Origin of the sequence: Pyramidobacter sp. YE332, from assembly GCF_033060595.1 — a bacterium.
Taxonomy (GTDB): domain Bacteria; phylum Synergistota; class Synergistia; order Synergistales; family Dethiosulfovibrionaceae; genus Pyramidobacter.
The window spans coordinates 413,963-432,080 of sequence record NZ_CP133038.1; the positions used below are offsets into that span (position 1 = coordinate 413,963).

Here is an 18,118-nt window from a genome sequence, read left to right on the forward strand (position 1 = left end):
ACGTATTTTTGGCGGCATCGCGCGTTTTGCGTTTTTCCCCAGAGGGGCTGGGGACGGTTCGGCGTTTCGATCGGGAAACGGCATAAACTACCGTGCCTTGCCGAGGTAGGCCGCCTTGATGGCGGGGTCGTTGAGCAGGTCGCTGCCCTTGCCCTGGACGCCGAGCGAGCCGGTCTCGAGGACGAAGGCGTAGTCGGCGATCTTCAGCGCGACGTTGGCGTTCTGTTCGACGAGCAGGATGGTGATGCCTTCGCGGTGCAGCGTCTCGATGATCTTGAAGATGTCGCGGATGACGATCGGGGCGAGTCCCAGCGAGGGTTCGTCCATCATCAGCAGTTTGGGGCGCATCATCAGCGCGCGGCCGACGGCCAGCATTTGCTGTTCGCCGCCGGAGAGCGTTCCCGCCATCTGCCACGAACGTTCCTCGAGGCGGGGGAAGAGTTCGTACACGTGTTCGAGGTCGGCCGTCAGGTCGTCGCTGCGCAGGTAAGCGCCGATCCGCAGGTTTTCCTGCACGGTCAGATTGGGGAAGACGCGCCGCCCTTCGGGCACCATGCAGATGCCCTGCGACACGATCGCCTGCGGATCCTGCCCGCTGATGACGTTGCCGTCGTAGGTGATCGTACCTTCCTTGATCGGCACGATCCCGCTGATGGCGCGCAGCGTGGTGGATTTGCCGGCGCCGTTGGCGCCGATGAGGGTGACGATCTGGCCTTTTTCGACGGAGAAGGACACGCCTTTCAGCGCTTCGATGCCGCCGTAGCTGACCTTCAGATCCATGATCTTGAGCAGGCTCATTCTTCGTCACCTCCCAGATAGGCTTTGATGACAACGGGGTCGTTCTGAACTTGCGCGGGCGTGCCTTCGGCGATCTGGCGCCCGAATTCGATCACGTAGATGCGGTCGGAGATGTTCATGACGAGGTCCATGTGGTGTTCGATGATGAAAACGGTCAGGTCGAAATCTTTCTTGATCTGTTTGATGAACTGCCCCAGCGCCAGCGTTTCCTGAGGATTCATGCCGGCCGCCGGTTCGTCGAGCAGCAGCAGCGTAGGGTCGGTCGCCAGCGCGCGGACGATCTCGAGCACGCGCTGTTTGCCGTAGGGCAGGCTGACGGCCATTTCGTCGCGCTCGTCGGCCAGGCCGACGATATCGAGCAGTTCCAGCGAGCGCTCGCGCATCATCGCTTCTTCCCGGCCGTTGAGGTGCAGCGTCGCGGTGATGAAATTGCTGGTGCGGCGCAGGTGGCGCGCCGTGAGCACGTTCTCGAACACGGTCATGCCCGAAAACAGGCGGATGTTCTGGAACGTGCGGGCGATGCCGAGCTTGGTGATCTGATCGGGCGTGGGGCGCAGCACGCCCGTTTTGTAGCGGTCGGCGTTGGTCCCCGCGTAAAGGGTTTTCATCTTGTCGGAAGGGTGGTTGCGCACGATCGGGGTGCCGTGGAAGGAGATCTCGCCGTTCGTGGGCGCGTAAATGCCCGTGACGGCGTTGAAGGCCGTGGTCTTGCCGGCACCGTTGGGGCCGATCAGGGCGACGATCTCTCTTTCGTTGACGTCCATCGTCAGGTCGTTGACGGCGACGACGCCGCCGAACTGCATGGTGAGGTGGTCGAGGTGCAGCACGTTCTTCGGATCAGTCATGGGGCGTCGCCTCCTTCGTTCTGCGCCGCCTGAACAGATCGGGCAGTTCCTTGGTGCCCATGATGCCGCGGCTGAAGAACAGCACGACGATCATGATGATGATCGAAAACACGACGAGACGGAACCCGTTGCGCAGCAGAGGCACCTCGAAGCCGTTGACGATCTGCTTCTCGTCGAGGAAGCGCAGCCACCACTCGGAGCAGGCCACGAACAGGAACGAGCTCAGGCACGACCCCGTCACCGAGCCGACGCCGCCGATGACGACGATCAGCAGGATCTCGTAGGTCATGGCCGCCGTGAAGCTCTTGGCCTGCACCGACGTCTGATACATGGCCAGCATGGCGCCGGAAATGCCCGTGAAGAACGAAGAAACGCAGAACGCCAGCTGCTTGTGCCGGGCCAGATTGATGCCCATGGCTTCGGCGGCGATCTCGTTATCTTTGATGGAACGCAGCGCGCGTCCGTAGGTGGAGTTGATCAACATCACCAGCAGCGCGATACAGAAGCCTGAAATCAACATCGGCACGGTCGTCGCCAGATAGACCGACACGGAACCGTCGACGTTGAGGATATTGAAGTCGGTGAAGATCGTGAACAGCCTCAGCATGTTCGAGCCGTTCGTCAGCGGCCCCAGCTGGTTCCACTGGAAAATTGCGCGGATGATCTCGGCGAAGCCCAGCGTGGCGATGGCAAGATAATCGCTCTTCAGCCGCAGCACCGGCAGACCGATCAGCCAAGCGAACGCCGCGGCGACGAGGCCGCCGAGGAACATGGCGACGAACCACGGCAGCGTGAACTGGACGATGCCGCCGCCGAAATATTGATATACGATGGGGCGGGAGACGACGGGGATCGTGAAGATGCAATATACGTAAGCGCCGATCAGCATAAACCCGGCCTGTCCGAGCGAGAAGATGCCCGTGAAGCCGTTGAGCAGGTTCATCGCCACGGCGACGAGCGCGTAGACGGCCCCTTTCTTCAGGACCGTAAAGAGCATCGACCGCGGCGGCAGGCACTGCTCCGCTACGAACACGGCGATATAGATCGCCACGATGATGAGTACGCTGATGACGTTGGCTGTGCGTTGTTGTCTTTTGTCGATCATGGCCGTCACCTATACCTTGTCCGTATGTTCTTCGCCGAACAGGCCGGTGGGCTTGACGAGAAGAATGACGATCAGCAGCGCGAACGTGAAGGCGTCGGAGAACGTGGCCAGTCCCAGCGGTTTTGCGATAAAGCCGAGTCGGAACAGAATAACGTCCAGTCCTTTGATAAGATTCTCGCAGATGCCGATGATGAAAGCCCCGATGACCGCTCCGGGAATGGAGCCGATGCCGCCGAACACCGCCGCGACGAAGGCTTTCAGGCCGGGCATGGCGCCGGAAGTCTGAATGACCGTCGAATAGTTCGTGAAATACAGCACCGAGCCGACCGCCGCCAGGAAAGAGCCGATGACGAACGTCGCCGAAATGACCCGGTCGATCTTGATGCCCATCAGAAGGCTCGTCTCGAAGTCCTTGCTGACCGCGCGCATCGCCATGCCCAGCTTGGTGCGGTTGATCAGCATGACGAGGATGCCCGCCAGGAGCAGCGTCAGAAACGGCGTGATGATCGTGACCATCGTAGTGGTCGCGCCGCTGATGCGGACCGAATCCGAGATGAAAGGAATCTTTGGATAGAACTGGTTCAGGCCGCCCGTGACGTAGAGCACGAGGTTCTGAAGCGTGTAGCTCACGCCGATGGCCGAAATCATAACGCTCATCCTGGGCGCCGCGCGCAGAGGTTTGTAGGCGATGCGCTCGATGAAGAAGCCGATCAGCGACGTCAGGATCAGCACGACGGGCACCGAGACATAGAGTGGCGCCGCAGCCGAGATATAGACCATCAGGATACCGGCCACCATGAACACGTCGCCGTGGGCGAAGTTGATGAGACGCAGGATGCCGTACACCATCGTGTAGCCGATGGCGATCAGCGCGTACTGCCCCCCCACCGAAATGCCCGACAGCAGATAGGGAAAAACGGTTTTCCACATGAGGAGAACGACTCCCTTTCAGATTAGATTTCAACGCGGAAGGCGCGGCGGGGAAGAACCTGACAGCCTCGCCGCGCCCTCGTTCGCAATCGGAAAAACAACGCCTTCTTTTCTTTTTCTGAAAATATTACAAAGCGTTTTTGACGCCGCTTACTTTACGCCGCCCACATGATGCTCGGCCAGGAAGTCCCACTGGCCGGTCTCGGGATTGACGGTTTTGAGGAACGCCGAGTCGCGGATGGCGTCGCCGTTTTTGTCGAAGGAGATCATGCCGCTGACGCCCTTATACTTGACGCCCCACAGCGCCTTGTTCACGTCTCTGGGATCGGGGGAAGCGGAAGCCTTGAGCGCCTCGAGCGCCACATAATACGCGTCGTAGCCCATCACTGAAATCGCGGCGATCATGTCGTTGCCGCCGTTGTTCGTCATCGCTTCGGAATCGTCGTGCAACCACTGCTTGAATCCCTCGTCGAACTTGGGCGAGCCGCCCTCCTGGTAGAAGGTGGAGACGACCAGCTTGACCTTGGCGTCCTTGGCCGCTTCGGCCGTCTTGTTGCTGTCGAGCGTGTCGCCGCCGAGGATCGGGAACGTCGCGCCCTGAGCGCCGGCCTGGGCGAGGATCTGCGTCGAATAGGCGAGCGAAGTGGGGCAGAAGAACACGTCCGCGCCGTACATCTTCGCGTTGGTCAGATAGGATGTGAAGTCCGAGTTGCCCGTGGGGAACGTGTCGGTAATCACCTTGCCGCCCAGCTTTTCGAAAGTCATCTTGAAATAGTGGCACAGGCCGACGTCGTAGTCGTTGCCCAGTTCGCCGAGGCAGTACGCCGTGCGCGCGCCAAGCTCGTTGTAGGCGTAGTCGGCGAGCACCGTTCCCTGGAACGGATCGAGGAAGCAGACGCGGAAATAGTGCGTGTTGCCCGCCGTCACCTGCGGGTTGGTGCAGCCGATGCCGATGGCGGGAACGCCGCCGTCGGCGAAGTAGCGGGAGCCGGCGATGGAAACGGCCGAACCGTAGGAGCCGAGCACCACGGAAACGCCCGCGCTGACCAGCTTCTGGGCCGCCGAAGGCGCCTTGTCGGGCGAAGAACCGTTGTCGGCGTAAACCAGTTCGACGTCGTACGTCTCGCCGTTGATCACGACCGTCGGCGTTTCGTGAAAGCCGAACTGCGACCCCAGGGTTTCCTGTTTGCCGCCCGCGCCGCTGTCGCCGGACGCCGGCTGGAAAATGCCGATACGGACGACCTTATTCGCCGCCAGGGCCGTTGAAGCCATCATGCAGAAAGCTACCGCAAAAGCGCAAAATTTCCTCATTACTTTATTTCTCCTTTCGTGTATTATGTGGATAACGACGCTTAAAAGATTATAAGTTATTGAATAGAGGTTTTCAAGTAGAAAAACAGAAAATACAAATTATCCACGCGAAATATATTATCGACAGTCGGATTATTTGGCTCCGTCCCCGCGGTACGAAGAAAGCGCCCCCGTGTTCGGCTTTTTGATCAAGAAGCGGTATCAGTCCGGTTCCTGCACGTCCCATCGGACTCGCAGGCAGCAGATCAGCAGCGTCGCCGCGCTCAGCGCCCAGGTGATGGGATAGGCGGCGTAGAGCAGGCGGATGTCGTGATTGATGCGCAGCGCGACCGACAGATAGCCGACGCGGATCAGACACCAGCACACCAGCATGACCAGCATCGGTACGACGGCCTTGCCCAAACCGCGCAGGATGCCCGCCATGCAATGAGACATCGCCGGCAGAAAGTAAAACGGCGTGGCGATGCGCGACTGTGCGACGCCGAACGCGACGACCTCCGGCTCGGCGCCGAAAGCCATCATCAGCGGGCGGATGTTGAAGAGGATCAGCAGCGCCAGCAGCTCCGCCATGATCGCTCCGGCGCAGAGCGCGAAGACGGCGCCGCGGCGTGCCCGCTCATGCTGGCACGCTCCCATGTTTTGACCGATAAAGGTCGTGATCGACAGGGCAAAACTGGAAATGGGCAGGAAAGCGAATCCCTCCAGTTTCAGAAATGTGCCGCTGCCGGCCATGGCCATGGCGCCGAAAGAGTTGATGTGCGACTGGACGACCATGTTGGCAAAAGAGATGATGGAGTTTTGCAGCCCCGAGGGGACGCCCATGCGCAGGATCTGTTTCAGCATCGGCCAGTCGGGGCGCAGATCGCGCCACGACACGCGCGCCTCGCCGCCGTGACGGCTCAGGTGATAAAACCCCAGCGCGGCGCTGGCCGCCTGCGAGATCACCGTGGCAACCGCCACGCCGGCCACGCCCCAGCGGAAAACGACCACGAAAACCAGGTCCAGCGCCACGTTGACCAACGAGGAGAAAATCAGGTAATACAGCGGATGCCGGCTGTCGCCGACCGCCTGGAGGATGCCGTTGACGCAGTTGTAGAGCACCACGGAAAGCAAGCCGCCGAAATAGATGCGGAAGTAGGTCAGCGAATTGGGCAGCACGGTCTCCGGCGTGCCCATCAGCCTGAGGATGACGGGCGAGAAGACGACGCCGAGCGCCGACAGCAGACCGCCCCCCAGGAGCGCGAAGAATGCCGTGGTGTGCACGGAAATGCGCAGCCGTTCGGCATCGCGTGCGCCATAATAGCGGGCGATGATCACGCCGGCGCCGACGAATACGCCCTGCAGGAAGCCGATCAGCAGAAAGGCCATGTGTCCCGACGAAGCGACGGCGGCGAGGGCGTCGCTGCCGATGAAGTTGCCGACCACCAGCGAATCGACCGTGTTGTACATCTGCTGGAACAGGTTGCCGAGAAAAAGCGGCAGCGCGAACGTGAGCAGCGTTTTGGCGATAGGGCCCTGCGTGAGCAGCGCGGATTGATCTCTCATAGACGAAGCCTTCTCTCACGGATTTGGTTTTTATTTTATCAGAAAGGCAGGAAAATTTTGCCTTTTTGCGTTTTCTCGTCCGAAGCTATCGCCTTGCCTTTCCGGAACCGAACGGAAATTGCCCGGGAGCGGGATGGCGGATGTTTTATATTTTCATGGAAGGTGGTATATCCTTTTGACAGACGGAGTAAAATGATGTATTGTTACTTTGTTTAAAAGCGCGTTGCTGATGTTTTTACTATATAAACTGACAGTTCTAAAATGAAAGGGCAGGTAGATATCAATGGACAAGAACAGCGACAAGTACATCCGGGACGTTGACGCCGAGATCGCCGACATCATTATCGAAGAGTACCGCCGCCAGAACCACCAGATCGAGCTGATCGCCTCCGAGAACTTCACCTCGCGCGCCGTCATGGCGGCGATGGGCTCCGTGCTCACCAACAAGTACGCCGAAGGCTACCCCGCCAAACGCTACTACGGCGGCTGCGAAGTCGTCGATAAGGCCGAAAACCTCGCCCGCGACCGCGCCAAGAAACTCTTCGGCTGCGACCACGTCAACGTCCAGCCCCACGCCGGCAGCCAGGCCAACATGGCCGTCTACTTCTCCCAGCTCCAGCCCGGCGACACCATCCTGGCCATGAACCTCACCGATGGCGGACACCTCACCCACGGCTCCCCCGTCAACTTCTCCGGCAGACTCTACAACGTCGTCCCCTACGGCGTCAGCCGCGACACCGAGACCATCGACTTCGACCAGGTGCGCGAGCTTGCCCGCAAGCATCATCCCAAGATGATCGTCTGCGGCGCCAGCGCCTACCCCCGCATCATCGACGCGTCGAAATTCCGCGAGATCGCCGACGAAGTCGGGGCCCTCGTCATGTTCGACATCGCCCACATCGCCGGCCTCGTCGCCGCCGGAGTCCATCCCAATCCCGTGCCCTACTGCGACTTCGTCACCACCACCACCCACAAGACCCTGCGCGGCCCCCGCGGCGGCATGGTCATGTGCAAAGAACAGTACGCCAAGAAACTCGACTCCGCCATCTTCCCCGGCATGCAGGGCGGCCCCCTCATGCACATCATCGCCGCCAAAGCCGTCGCCTTCGCCGAAGCCCTCAGACCCGAGTTCAAGACCTACCAGCAGAACATCGTCGGCAACTGCAAACACCTTGCCGAAAAGATGATGGAGAAAGGCTTCCGCCTCGTCTCCGGCGGCACCGACAACCACCTGATCCTCGTCGACCTGACCAGCAAAGGCGTGACCGGCAAACAGGCGCAGATCGCGCTCGACCAGGCCGGCATCACCGTCAACCGCAACACCATCCCGTTCGAGACCCTGAGCCCGATGGTGACCAGCGGCGTGCGCATCGGCACGGCGGCGGCGACCACGCGCGGCTTCGGCCGCGAGGAAATGGAGAAGATCGCCGGCTGGATCGACCGCGTGGTCACCCACATCGACGACGAAGCGGAGATCGGGAAAGTCCGCGCCGAGATCACCGAACTCTGCGAGGCGAAACCGCTCTATCCCGGGCTGTATTGAACCGACGCCCCGGGCGGATCGAAATGAACGGCGCCGGACGGGGACTGCTCATGCAGCCGCCGGCCGGCGCCGTTGCGTTCGGCTTTTTGATTTAAGAAATAATATTCAGAGGCATTTATTGTTGAAGTGCGCTCAGCGGGGCGCTTTGGGGCTCAGAAGGTTCCTGGCGGTGGCGAGCAGATCCTCGTGTTCGATCGTGCTGACGTCGAAGCGCAGCAGCGAGAACACGGCCTGAAGGATAAAACTGATGCCGAAGACGGCGACGACGGTGCCGACGCCGATCTTGGCGCCGCAGAGCCAGCCGGTGAGCAGAGCGCCGCCTTCGATGGAAAACCGGATCACGCCTACGGGAGTGCGCGGGAAGCGCTTGCGCAGGGCGACCATCAGTGCGTCGCGGGGGCCGCAGCTCAGCCCCGCGCCGATGTAAAAATAACTGCCCACGGCGATCAGAAGCTGTCCCGTCAAAAGCGTGGCGATGCCCGAGGGGAAGCCGGTCATCATGGGAATGACGCCGGCGGCGCGCAGCAGATCGGCAATGGGGCCGATGCAGGCGATGTCAAGCAGCGTGCCGAGCCCGATTTTTTCGCGCAGCAGCAGGTCGACGGCGAGGATGACCAGCCCCGATCCGGCCAGCACGGTCCCAAAACTCAACCCCAGCCGAGCTCCCACGCCCATGCTGAACGCTTCCCAAGGGCCGAGCCCCACGTTGGCCTGGATGTTGCAGCACGATCCCGTGCCGAAAAGCAGCAGCCCGAACAGCGCCCGGGCAATGCGTCGAGAGTAGTCCATCAGCGGTCCTCCTTCGTTCGGAGAAGATGGAACGATATTACCTTCTGCGGCGCCGGCGGTCAAGCAGGAGCGAGACAGGCGCGCGCGGCTCCGGCTCTCGGCGGAGCGAATGATCAGAGAACGAACGGAGGACGAGCTCATGAATGTTTTCCTTTGCGAACATCTGCACCGTGACGCCGTGGCCCTGCTGCGGTCGCGGGCTGAGATCGTCGCCGACTGGGGGCGTCTGGCGGAGTGCGACGGTCTGATCAGCCGCAATTTGAAGCTGCCGCGGGAAACGCTGGAACGCGCGCCGCGGCTGAAGGTGATTGCCGTGCACGGCACGGGCAGCGACGGCATCGATCTGGAATGGTGCGCGGCCCGTAACATTACCGTAACCTACGTGCCTGCGCAGAATGCCGATTCGGTGGCGGAACTGATCGCTGCGCTGGCGTTGGATCTGATGCGCCGCGTGACCGCCGCCGACCGTGCGGTCCGTTCGGGGCGCCCCGTGAGAAGCGCGCCGCCGGAGTTTTGCGGGCGCGAACTGGCGGGCAAGACGCTGGGACTGATCGGCGTCGGAGACATCGCCCGGCGCGCAGCGCGCATTCTGCGCGAAGGGTTCGGCATGAAAGTCATCGGCTATTCGCCCTCGCTGACGCCCGAGAAAGCGAAAATGTTCCACGTGGAACATCGCCCTTCCGTTATCGACGTGATGCGGGGCGCCGACGTGATCTCGCTGGGCGTGCACCTGACGGGAGAGACCTTTCATCTGATCGGCGCCAAGGAACTGGCCGCGGCCAGAAAGGGCGCGGTGCTGATCAACACGTCGCGTGGGGGCGTCGTCGACGAGGAGGCGCTCTATGAGGCGCTGCGCGTCGGTCGGCTGGCGGGGGCCGCCTGCGACGTGTGGGAGCACGAGCCGCCGACGGCGGGACATCGGCTGCTCTCGCTGGACAACGTGATCGCCACGCCCCATCTCGGCGCCAACACGGACGAAGCGCTGCGCCGCGTCGGCACGGCGGCCGTGCAGGCGCTGTTCGACGTGTGCGAGGGAAGGAAGCCGCGCTGCGTTTACAGCGTCGAACACCCGCTGGGATTCGAAAACAGGGACGTCCTCCGCGACGGATCCTGATTCCTTTTCGGCTGCGTAAAATACAATGGAGGGATGAGACTTGAAATTAGCGGTAACGTATGAGAACGGCGCGATCTTTCAGCATTTCGGACACACCGAAACGGTGAAGATCTACACGATCGAAAACGGCGCGGTCGGCGCCTCGGAAGTGATCGGCACGGAGGGGCACGGGCACGGCGCGCTGGCGGCCTTTTTGAAGGAAAGGGGCGTCGAGGCGCTGATCTGCGGCGGTTTGGGCGGCGGCGCGGTGACGGCGCTGCAGGAGGCGGGGATCGCCATTTACGCCGGCAATCAGGGCAGCGCGGACGAAGCTGCCGCAAAGTTTGCCGCCGGACAGCTTTCCGCTAACGCCGAGGCGAACTGTCATCATCACGATCACGGCGCGGAACATTCCTGCGGAAACGGCTCGTGCCGCCATTAGCATTGGCAAGGAACGCTTCGTCCGCCGACAAAAAATCCGGCCCCGAAAAGGGACCGGATTTTTTGTCGGCGGACGGCGTGTTACGGCAAGCGCCTGTTTTTGAGGAATTCGCCGCGGGCGAAGGCAGCGAACGTGCGCGCCGCCGGCGAGAGAAACTCTTCCTTCGGCCAAGCCAGGCCGATCTTGACGGTTTCGGGCGGGTCGAGCGGCACGCTGACCACGCGCGGGCTGGGCGGCCGCTGCAGGATGCCGTTCATCAGCGCCACGCCGAGGCCGGCTTCGATCATGGCGAAGGCGGCGCTGACCTCGGAGGTGGAGCAGCGCGCCGCAGCCGTGACGCCGCGGGCGGCGAAGTAGCGCGAGTTGTCGCTCTCGCGGCCGGGGTACATTTCGATGTAGGGTTCGCTGGCGAACGCTTCGGCGGGGAAGGCGCCGCGGGCGACGGACCAGTGCCCGGCGGGTACCCAGACGACCAGCTTGTCGTTGCAAAGCGGCGTCCACTGAAAGCTGCCCTCGCGCCGGCTGATGACGCAGAAATCGGCGCGTCCCTCTTCGACCATGGCGGCCAGGTCGCTGCTCAACCCCTCGGCGATGGAAACGGCGATGCCGGGATGAAGCCGCCCGAACTCGGCCGCGAGACGGGCCAGCAGCGGATAATAAACGCCGTACGCCGCCCCGACGGTGACGCTGCCGCATTCGACGCCGCGGATCTGGGCGGACGTTTCGGCGAACTGTCCGGCGGCGCGCACCAGCTCGCGCAGGACGGGCAGCAGCAGCTCGCCCTCGCGCGTCAGATTGACGCCGATATGGTTGCGGCGCAGCAGCGGGAAGCCGGCCTCTTTTTCCAGCGAAGCGATGATGCGGCTCACGCCCGACGGAGTGTAACCAAGCTCTTCGGCGGCGGTGGTCAGCGAACCGTTTTCGACGGCCCGCAGCAGCACGGCGCATTTTTTCGTGTCCATGGCGTCTCCTTTGCTATGAGAAAGAATCAAGGGCTTTTTGTTTTTTTGACGATAGATCATCGGCGGCGCTTTGTCAAACGTTCGCGGCGGAGGCGGACGGCCGTTCGCCGTTCCGGGCGAGTTCTTCCGCGGACGCGCGCGTTGCCGAAATCTCATGCCATGAATTGCGTTTTCAGCAAAACGCAAATGATTTATTCGGACGCAAAAGAACGATAAACGCGGCGTGTTTCTATAATATTCGCTGCATAAAAATAACTTGCTTCGAAAGATAAGTTATGTTAAGATTCTCGTGTAACAAACTTTATATTTTAAAAATGGAGGTGCCAGCGTGAAAAAGTTCCTATCGATTGTTGTGGCAGTTGCGATGTTCGCGTTCCCGGCGTTCGCCGCGGAGGAAGTGCTGGTCGGCGAGATTTCGACTTCGACGGGCGACTTTGCCGCTTACGGCTTCGCCGAAGTCGAGTCGGTGAAGATCGCCCTCGAAGAGATCAACGCCGCCGGCGGCGTCAAGGTCGGCGACGCGATGCTGCCGATGCGCGTCATTCAGTACGACTGCCGCACGCGCAACGAAGACATGGTCAACGCGGCGCGCCGCCTCGTCAATCAGGACAAGGTCGTCGCCGTCATCGGCCCGAGCGGTTCCGGGCTGTGCATTTCCGCCGCCGCCGTGTTCAACCGCGGTCACGTGCCTCACCTCGGCACGCTGCCGACGAACCCGATGGTGACCATGGACGAGCGCGGCAAGGTACGTCCCTACAACTTCCGCATCTGTTTCCTCGACCCGTATCAGGGCGCCATCCTGGCCACGTTCGCGGTCAAGAACCTGAACCTCATGAAGGCCGCCGTGCTGTACGACGTGTCCAGCGACTACTCGCAGGGGCTGCGCGAGTTCTTCGTCACCGAGTACAAGAAGATGGGCGGCGAGGTTGTGGCCGACGAAGGGCACCGCGGCGAAGACGTCGATTTCCGCGCCCAGCTGACCAAGTTCAAGGAAGCCAAGCCCGACATCCTCGTGTTCCCGACGATGGGCAAGTGCACGCCTCTGGCGATCAAACAGGCCCGCGAGATGGGCTTCACCTGCCCGATCATCGGCGGCGACGGTTACGGCGACTTCTGGTGGGAGATCGCCGGCGACGCCATGGAAAACACCTACTGGGTCAGCCACGTGGACAAGGGCGACCCGAAGCTGAAGGGGTTCTTCGACAAGTTCGAGCAGAAGACCGGCACCGAGTGCAAGGAATTCATGAACGCGATGATGGCTTACGACTGCGTGTACTGGCTGAAGGACGCCGTCGAACGCGCCGGCAGCCTCGATCCCGAAAAGGTCCGCGACGCTCTCGAGCAGACCAAAGATCTGAAGCTGATGCACTGCACGCTGACCATGGACGAGTTCCATAACCCCAAGGGCAAGGAAGGCATCATGCTCAAGGCTGAAGGCGGCAAGACGAGCTACTTTGCCACGATCAAGCCCGAAATGTAAAAAGCGTTTTCAAATCCGACGGGTTCACTGCAAGGGGCGGCGGCGCAAGGGCCGCCGCCCCTTCGTCATGAAAGGGAGGAGTCGTCGTGGCAACCTTTCTGCAACAAGTCGTCAACGGTCTCTCGCTGGGCTCCGTTTACGCGCTGATCGCGGTCGGGTATTCGCTGGTGTACTCGATCCTGCTGTTTTCCAATTTCGCTCACGGCGGTTTTCTCGTCGTGGGCGGTTACGCGGCCTACGGCATGCTCAACTCCATGGGCATGAATATCTGGATCGCCGGCGCGGGCGCGATCCTCGCCGCAGGCGTCGTCGCCATCGTCACCGAGCGCATGGCCTACCGGCCGATCCGCGAGCGCACGTCGGCCACGCTTTATTTATTGATCGCCTCGATGGGCGTTTCCATCGTCATCGAGAACATTTTCGTCGTCACCATCGGCGGCCGTTACCGCGCGCTGCCCGAGGTGTTCCCCTCGCAGCCGATCGTCCTCGCGGCGCGCGCCGCCGGCGCGGCGGGCGAGTCGGTGATGAGGTTTTTCCCCGGCGCGGCCGAGGGGCTGACGCCGCTGCTGACGATCAGCGCCTTCGATCTGATCTCGCTGGGCGTGACGGTCGTCTTCCTGCTGCTGCTGCAGATGTTTTTGATGCGCACGCGCTGGGGGCTGGCGATCCGCGCCGCGGCCTGCGACCTGCGCACGGCGGGGCTGATGGGCGTCAACGTCAATCTGTTGATCGCCATCGTCTTCTTCGTCGCCGGCGCGCTGGCGGCGGTGGGCGGCATCTTCCTGGCGACGCGCTACACGCTTTATCCGCAGCTGGGCAACATGATCACCACCAAAGCCTTCGTGGCGGCGGTGATCGGCGGTCTCGGCAGCCTGCCTGGCGCGGTGATCGGCGGCATCCTGCTGGGGCTGGCGGAAATGCTGACGGCCGGGTTCATCAGCAGCCAGATGCGCGACTTCGTCGTCTTCGCGCTGCTGATCGCGACGCTGATCATCAAGCCGTCCGGCCTGTTCGGCCGCGACATCCGCGACAAGGTGTAGAGGAGGGACCGTCATGAAAAAATCGCTTCTCGGCGCTCTGTCCCTCGCGGCTTTGGGTGCGGTCCTGGCTTACGTGCCGATGGATTATTACACGGAAGGGATCCTCATGCTGCTGTGCATCAACATGATCGCGGCCATGGGCGTGTCGCTGCTGACGGGCTTCACCGGCATCTTCACGCTGGGGCACGCGGCCTACATGGCCATGGGCGCGTACACGGCGGCGATCCTGATCATGAACTACGACGTGGCCTGGCTCCCGTCCGTGCTCGCCGGCGGCGTGCTGGCCGCGGCGCTGGCCTGGGTCGTCGGCGTGCCGACGATGAAGCTGACGGGCGACTATTACGCCATCGCTTCGCTGGGATTGTGCGAGGCCATCCGCCTCGTGATCGAGAACTGGCAGTCGGTGACGCGCGGCGCGCGCGGCATTCCCGGCATCGATCCCTACACCACGCGCGCCGTGGCGGTGTGGTTCTTCGTGGCGCTGGCGCTGTTCATGTTCAACCTGATTTACAGCCGTTGGGGACGCTACTTCCGCGCCTGCCGCGACGACGTCACGGCGGCGTCGCTGCTGGGCTTCAACACGCCGAACATCCGCCTCGTCTCGCTGCTGATCTCCGCGTTCTACTGCGGCATCGCCGGCGCGCTGCTGGGCGGCTACCTCAGCTTCATCCAGCCGGCCATGTTCGACATGATGAAGTCCACCGAACTGACCTCGCTGGTGGTCTTCGGCGGTCTCGGCTCGATGAGCGGCACGCTGCTGGCGACCGGCATCATCACGCTGATCACCGAACTGTTCCGTCCCATCTCACAGTATCGCATGCTGATCTACGGCGCCGTGCTGGTGATGGTCATGGTGCTGCGCCCCGACGGCCTGCTGGGCAGCCGCGAGATCTGGGAGTTCCGCCGCGCGCGCGGGACGAAGAAGGAGGAATCGCGATGAACGCGCCCATCCTTGAGATCCTCAACATCAACAAGTCGTTCGGCGGCGTGCACGCCGTCAAGGACGTCAGCTTCAAGATCGAGCAGGGCGAGCTGATGGGGCTGATCGGTCCCAACGGCGCGGGTAAGACGACGGTCTTCAACCTGATCACCAACGTCTATCCGATCGACTCCGGCGACATCATCTTCGACGGTCTCAGCACGATCCGCCTCAAGTCCTATCAGGTGATCCGCCGCGGCATCGCCCGTACCTTCCAGAACCTGCGCCTGTTCGGCAAGTCCACCGTGCTCGACAACGTCATGACCGCCGCTCAGGTGCATCATACCTACGGTTTTATCGAGTCCATCACTCATCTGGGGCGCTGGCGCAGCTGCGAGGAGATCACGCGTCGCCGCAGCATGGAGTTCCTCGAGCGCGTCGGGCTGGCCGATCGCGCCGCTCAGACGGCCGGCACGCTGCCCTACGGCATGCAGCGCCGCCTCGAGATCGCCCGCGCTCTGGCGCTGGAGCCGATCCTGCTGTTGCTCGACGAGCCGGCCGCGGGCATGAACCCCGAAGAAGTGGCCGACCTGAACAAACTGATCACGGGCATCCACCGCGACCTGGAACTGACCATCCTCGTGATCGAGCACCACATGGACCTGATCATGCAGATCTGCCCGCACATCGTCTGCGTGAACTTCGGCGCCAAGATCGCCGAGGGCGGCCCCGACGACATCCGCAAAAATCCCGAGGTGCTCAAAGCCTATCTGGGCGACGACGAGGAGGCGATCTGAATGGCCGGACTGCTCGAAGTGAAAGAACTCTGCGTCAGCTACGGCGCGATCCGCGCGCTCGACAGCGTGTCGCTGTCCATCCCCGCCGGCGAGATCGTTTCCGTCATCGGCGCCAACGGCGCGGGCAAGTCCACGCTGATGAGCGCCGTCATGGGACAGGTGCCGTACCATTCCGGCGAGATCGAGTTCGAAGGCAAGCCGCTGCCGCGCCGCTCGTTTCAGGTCGTCAAGGCGGGCATTTCGCTTTCGCCGGAAGGGCGCCGCATCTTCGCGCCGCTGACCGTGCTGGAAAATTTGCAAATCGGCGCGTTCCCCCGCAGCGGCGGCGATTCCGAAAAAGCGGTCAAAGAAGACATGGACTGGGTGTTCTCGCTGTTCCCGCGCCTCGAGGAACGCATTAACCAGTACGCCGGCACGCTCTCCGGCGGCGAGCAGCAGATGCTCGCCGTGGCCCGGGCGCTGATGTCCAAACCGCGGCTGCTGCTGCTCGACGAGCCGTCGCTGGGGCTGGCTCCCGTGATTATCAGAGACATCTTCCGCGAGCTGCGCCGCATCAACGAAAAAGGGCTCACCATCCTGCTCGTCGAGCAGAACGCCCGGCAGGCGCTGCTGCTCTCGCAGCACGCCTTCGTGCTCCAGACCGGCCGCATCGTCAAACAGGGCCCGTCGCGCGACCTGCTCGCCGATCCCGAGATCGCCGCGGCCTATCTGGGCGGCAAATAACGTTCTGCCCCTCGTGAAAATACGAAAACTCGCAACGGTCTCTTTTTGGGGAACCGTTGCGAGTTTTTTATGAACTTTATCGAGCGAGCGTCTGGGGATTCACTGCGGAAAAAGAAGCCTAGTAAACGATCGGCGCTGCCGGTCGTTTTTTAAGTTTGCGATTTCGGGCCGCAGAGTCTTAAGATTGGTGATTCTATAGGCGCACTGGCCAATCTCTTTGGATAAAAATCAGGATTTATAATGTTCGACGGAGTTTTTGCAGATTTGAATATAATATTATCTAATTGGTTTTATATGGGTTTTACAGTCAGATATTATTGTAAAATATATAGCTAATAAGTTGACATTATTAAAATTAATATTATAATGATAGTCGGTAGTAAAAATTAGAGAGTGCGAATTGGAGAATGGTGAAAATGTCAAAATACATCGTCAGGCGTCTTTTAACGCTGATACCGGTCATCGTCGGCGTGACCTTTATTGTGTTCTTCATTCTGAACCTTTCTCCCGGAGACCCGGCGGCCATCATTCTGGGCGAGCAGGCCACGGAGGAAGCGCTCGCCATGAAGCGGGAAGAGCTGCATCTGAACGATCCGCTTCTCAAGCGCTATGGACGCTACATGTGGGATATGCTCCACGGCGACCTGGGCCTTTCCTACAAGAACAGCATCAGCGTCTGGGATCAGGTGATCGGGCGGTTCCCCAACACCTGCGTCCTGGCGGTGGCGGGAATTATGGTGGCGCTGCTGATCGGCATACCGGTCGGCATCATCTCGGCGAAAAAACAATATTCGATCATAGACAACGTGTCCATGGTTTTCGCGTTGATCGGCGTCGCCATGCCGAACTTCTGGTTTGGACTTTTGGCCGTTATCGTCTTCTCGCTGACGCTCGGCTGGCTGCCCTCTCAGGGGATGGGGGAAGGGCTGGTCCCCCTGCTGCGAAGCATCGTCCTTCCCGCGCTGACGTTGGGGACGGGCTGCGCGGCGACCGTGACGCGGATGACCCGTTCTTCCATGCTCGAAGTGATCCGGCAGGACTATATCAGCACGGCGCGGGCGAAGGGACTGGATGAAAAGACGATCACCCGCCGTCATATGCTGAGAAACGCGCTTATCCCCATCATTACGGCCACCGGCCTGCAGTTCGGCAGCCTTTTGGGCGGCGCGATGCTGACGGAGACGATCTTCTCCTGGCCGGGGCTGGGACGGTTGATGGTGGACGCGATCAAGTCGAAGGACATCCCGCTCGTTTTGGGATCCATCATTTTCATGGCGACGACTTTCTCGATCGTCAATCTCGTTGTGGACATCATTTATGCCTTTGTCGACCCGAGGATCAAGTCCCAGTACAGGGGAAAGTAGGCGAATTTTTATGGAGAAAAACGGGGAAAATATCCGGCTCCGTTCAGACGGACCGGCAAAAGAACGTTCTTTGTGGCAGGAAGCGTGGCGGCGTTTCAAAAAGAACCGGATGGCGATGGCGGGGCTCTACTTCATTCTTTTTCTGGTGCTGACGTCCGTCGCCACGACGGCGGTGGACGTAGCGACGAACGGGGATTTTTATAACCGCAACGTGATAAAGCAGTCTCTGCGGCTGCGTCTTCAGAAGCCCAGCCTGCGGCACCCGTTTGGGCTCGACGAATTCGGGCGGGACATGCTTTTGAGGATGCTGTGGGGAACCCGCTATTCTCTTTTTATGGGAACGCTGGCGATCCTGTTTTCCAGCGTCGTCGGCGGGGCTCTGGGGCGGTCGCCGGATATTATGGCAAGGCGTTGGACAACGCGCTGATGCGG

General features: G+C 61.3%; 18 protein-coding genes. 10 read left to right on the forward strand and 8 right to left on the reverse strand.

The features are described 5' to 3' along the window. Positions 1-87: 87 nt before the first annotated feature. The 6 genes from RAH42_RS01955 to RAH42_RS01980 all read right to left on the reverse strand — a co-directional run bounded on the left by RAH42_RS01955 (position 88) and on the right by RAH42_RS01980 (position 6,534). A complete protein-coding gene (locus RAH42_RS01955; protein ID WP_296425680.1) occupies positions 88-798 on the reverse strand; it encodes an ABC transporter ATP-binding protein in 711 nt (236 codons plus the stop codon). Then, a complete protein-coding gene (locus RAH42_RS01960) occupies positions 795-1,643 on the reverse strand; it encodes an ABC transporter ATP-binding protein (protein WP_317539820.1) in 849 nt (282 codons plus the stop codon). The genes RAH42_RS01955 and RAH42_RS01960 overlap by 4 nt, the downstream gene beginning before the upstream one ends. Continuing rightward, a complete protein-coding gene (locus tag RAH42_RS01965; RefSeq protein ID WP_317540237.1) occupies positions 1,636-2,748 on the reverse strand; it encodes a branched-chain amino acid ABC transporter permease in 1,113 nt (370 codons plus the stop codon). The genes RAH42_RS01960 and RAH42_RS01965 overlap by 8 nt, the downstream gene beginning before the upstream one ends. Positions 2,749-2,757: 9 nt before the next feature. Next, positions 2,758-3,678, reverse strand: a complete 921-nt coding sequence (locus tag RAH42_RS01970; RefSeq protein WP_078015564.1) for a branched-chain amino acid ABC transporter permease — start codon at positions 3,676-3,678, stop codon at positions 2,758-2,760. A gap of 150 nt (positions 3,679-3,828) precedes the next feature. Then, positions 3,829-4,989: an ABC transporter substrate-binding protein gene (locus RAH42_RS01975; protein WP_317539821.1), complete on the reverse strand. Its 1,161-nt coding sequence runs from the start codon at positions 4,987-4,989 to the stop codon at positions 3,829-3,831. Positions 4,990-5,190: 201 nt separating this feature from the next. Beyond that, complete coding sequence (locus tag RAH42_RS01980) at positions 5,191-6,534, reverse strand: MATE family efflux transporter (protein ID WP_317539822.1); 1,344 nt, start codon at positions 6,532-6,534, stop codon at positions 5,191-5,193. 283 nt (positions 6,535-6,817) lie between these two features. Between RAH42_RS01980 and glyA the strand changes: the two genes are divergently transcribed. Beyond that, positions 6,818-8,077: a serine hydroxymethyltransferase gene (gene glyA, locus RAH42_RS01985; RefSeq protein ID WP_317539823.1), complete on the forward strand. Its 1,260-nt coding sequence runs from the start codon at positions 6,818-6,820 to the stop codon at positions 8,075-8,077. Positions 8,078-8,209: 132 nt separating this feature from the next. On the opposite strand, the gene RAH42_RS01990 is transcribed toward glyA, so the two are convergent. After that, positions 8,210-8,866: a hypothetical protein gene (locus RAH42_RS01990; RefSeq protein ID WP_317539824.1), complete on the reverse strand. Its 657-nt coding sequence runs from the start codon at positions 8,864-8,866 to the stop codon at positions 8,210-8,212. Positions 8,867-9,005: 139 nt separating this feature from the next. On the opposite strand from RAH42_RS01990, the gene RAH42_RS01995 reads away from it, so the two are divergent. Further along, complete coding sequence (locus RAH42_RS01995) at positions 9,006-9,980, forward strand: hydroxyacid dehydrogenase (RefSeq protein ID WP_317539825.1); 975 nt, start codon at positions 9,006-9,008, stop codon at positions 9,978-9,980. 40 nt (positions 9,981-10,020) lie between these two features. Further along, complete coding sequence (locus RAH42_RS02000) at positions 10,021-10,401, forward strand: NifB/NifX family molybdenum-iron cluster-binding protein (RefSeq protein ID WP_317539826.1); 381 nt, start codon at positions 10,021-10,023, stop codon at positions 10,399-10,401. Positions 10,402-10,481: 80 nt separating this feature from the next. On the opposite strand, the gene RAH42_RS02005 is transcribed toward RAH42_RS02000, so the two are convergent. Next, positions 10,482-11,363, reverse strand: a complete 882-nt coding sequence (locus RAH42_RS02005; protein ID WP_078015763.1) for a LysR family transcriptional regulator — start codon at positions 11,361-11,363, stop codon at positions 10,482-10,484. A gap of 328 nt (positions 11,364-11,691) precedes the next feature. Here RAH42_RS02005 and RAH42_RS02010 point away from each other — a divergent pair, with 328 nt between their 5' ends. From RAH42_RS02010 to RAH42_RS02040, 7 genes are all read left to right on the forward strand, one after another. Beyond that, entirely contained in the window at positions 11,692-12,843 is a 1,152-nt protein-coding gene (locus RAH42_RS02010) for an ABC transporter substrate-binding protein (RefSeq protein WP_296426813.1), read from the forward strand. A gap of 86 nt (positions 12,844-12,929) precedes the next feature. Then, a complete protein-coding gene (locus tag RAH42_RS02015; RefSeq protein ID WP_120373093.1) occupies positions 12,930-13,883 on the forward strand; it encodes a branched-chain amino acid ABC transporter permease in 954 nt (317 codons plus the stop codon). A gap of 79 nt (positions 13,884-13,962) precedes the next feature. Next, positions 13,963-14,823, forward strand: coding sequence for a branched-chain amino acid ABC transporter permease (locus RAH42_RS02020; protein ID WP_317540238.1), 861 nt, complete (start codon positions 13,963-13,965; stop codon positions 14,821-14,823). Next, entirely contained in the window at positions 14,820-15,599 is a 780-nt protein-coding gene (locus RAH42_RS02025) for an ABC transporter ATP-binding protein (RefSeq protein WP_296426811.1), read from the forward strand. Before RAH42_RS02020 ends, RAH42_RS02025 begins: the two co-directional genes overlap by 4 nt. Next, on the forward strand, positions 15,600-16,322 hold the full coding sequence (locus tag RAH42_RS02030; RefSeq protein ID WP_317539827.1) for an ABC transporter ATP-binding protein: 723 nt from the start codon (positions 15,600-15,602) through the stop codon (positions 16,320-16,322). It abuts the gene before it with no gap. 416 nt (positions 16,323-16,738) lie between these two features. Then, on the forward strand, positions 16,739-17,686 hold the full coding sequence (locus tag RAH42_RS02035) for an ABC transporter permease (protein WP_296426808.1): 948 nt from the start codon (positions 16,739-16,741) through the stop codon (positions 17,684-17,686). A 70-nt stretch (positions 17,687-17,756) separates the two neighbouring features. Continuing rightward, positions 17,757-18,113, forward strand: coding sequence for a hypothetical protein (locus tag RAH42_RS02040; protein ID WP_317539828.1), 357 nt, complete (start codon positions 17,757-17,759; stop codon positions 18,111-18,113). Positions 18,114-18,118: the final 5 nt, after the last annotated feature.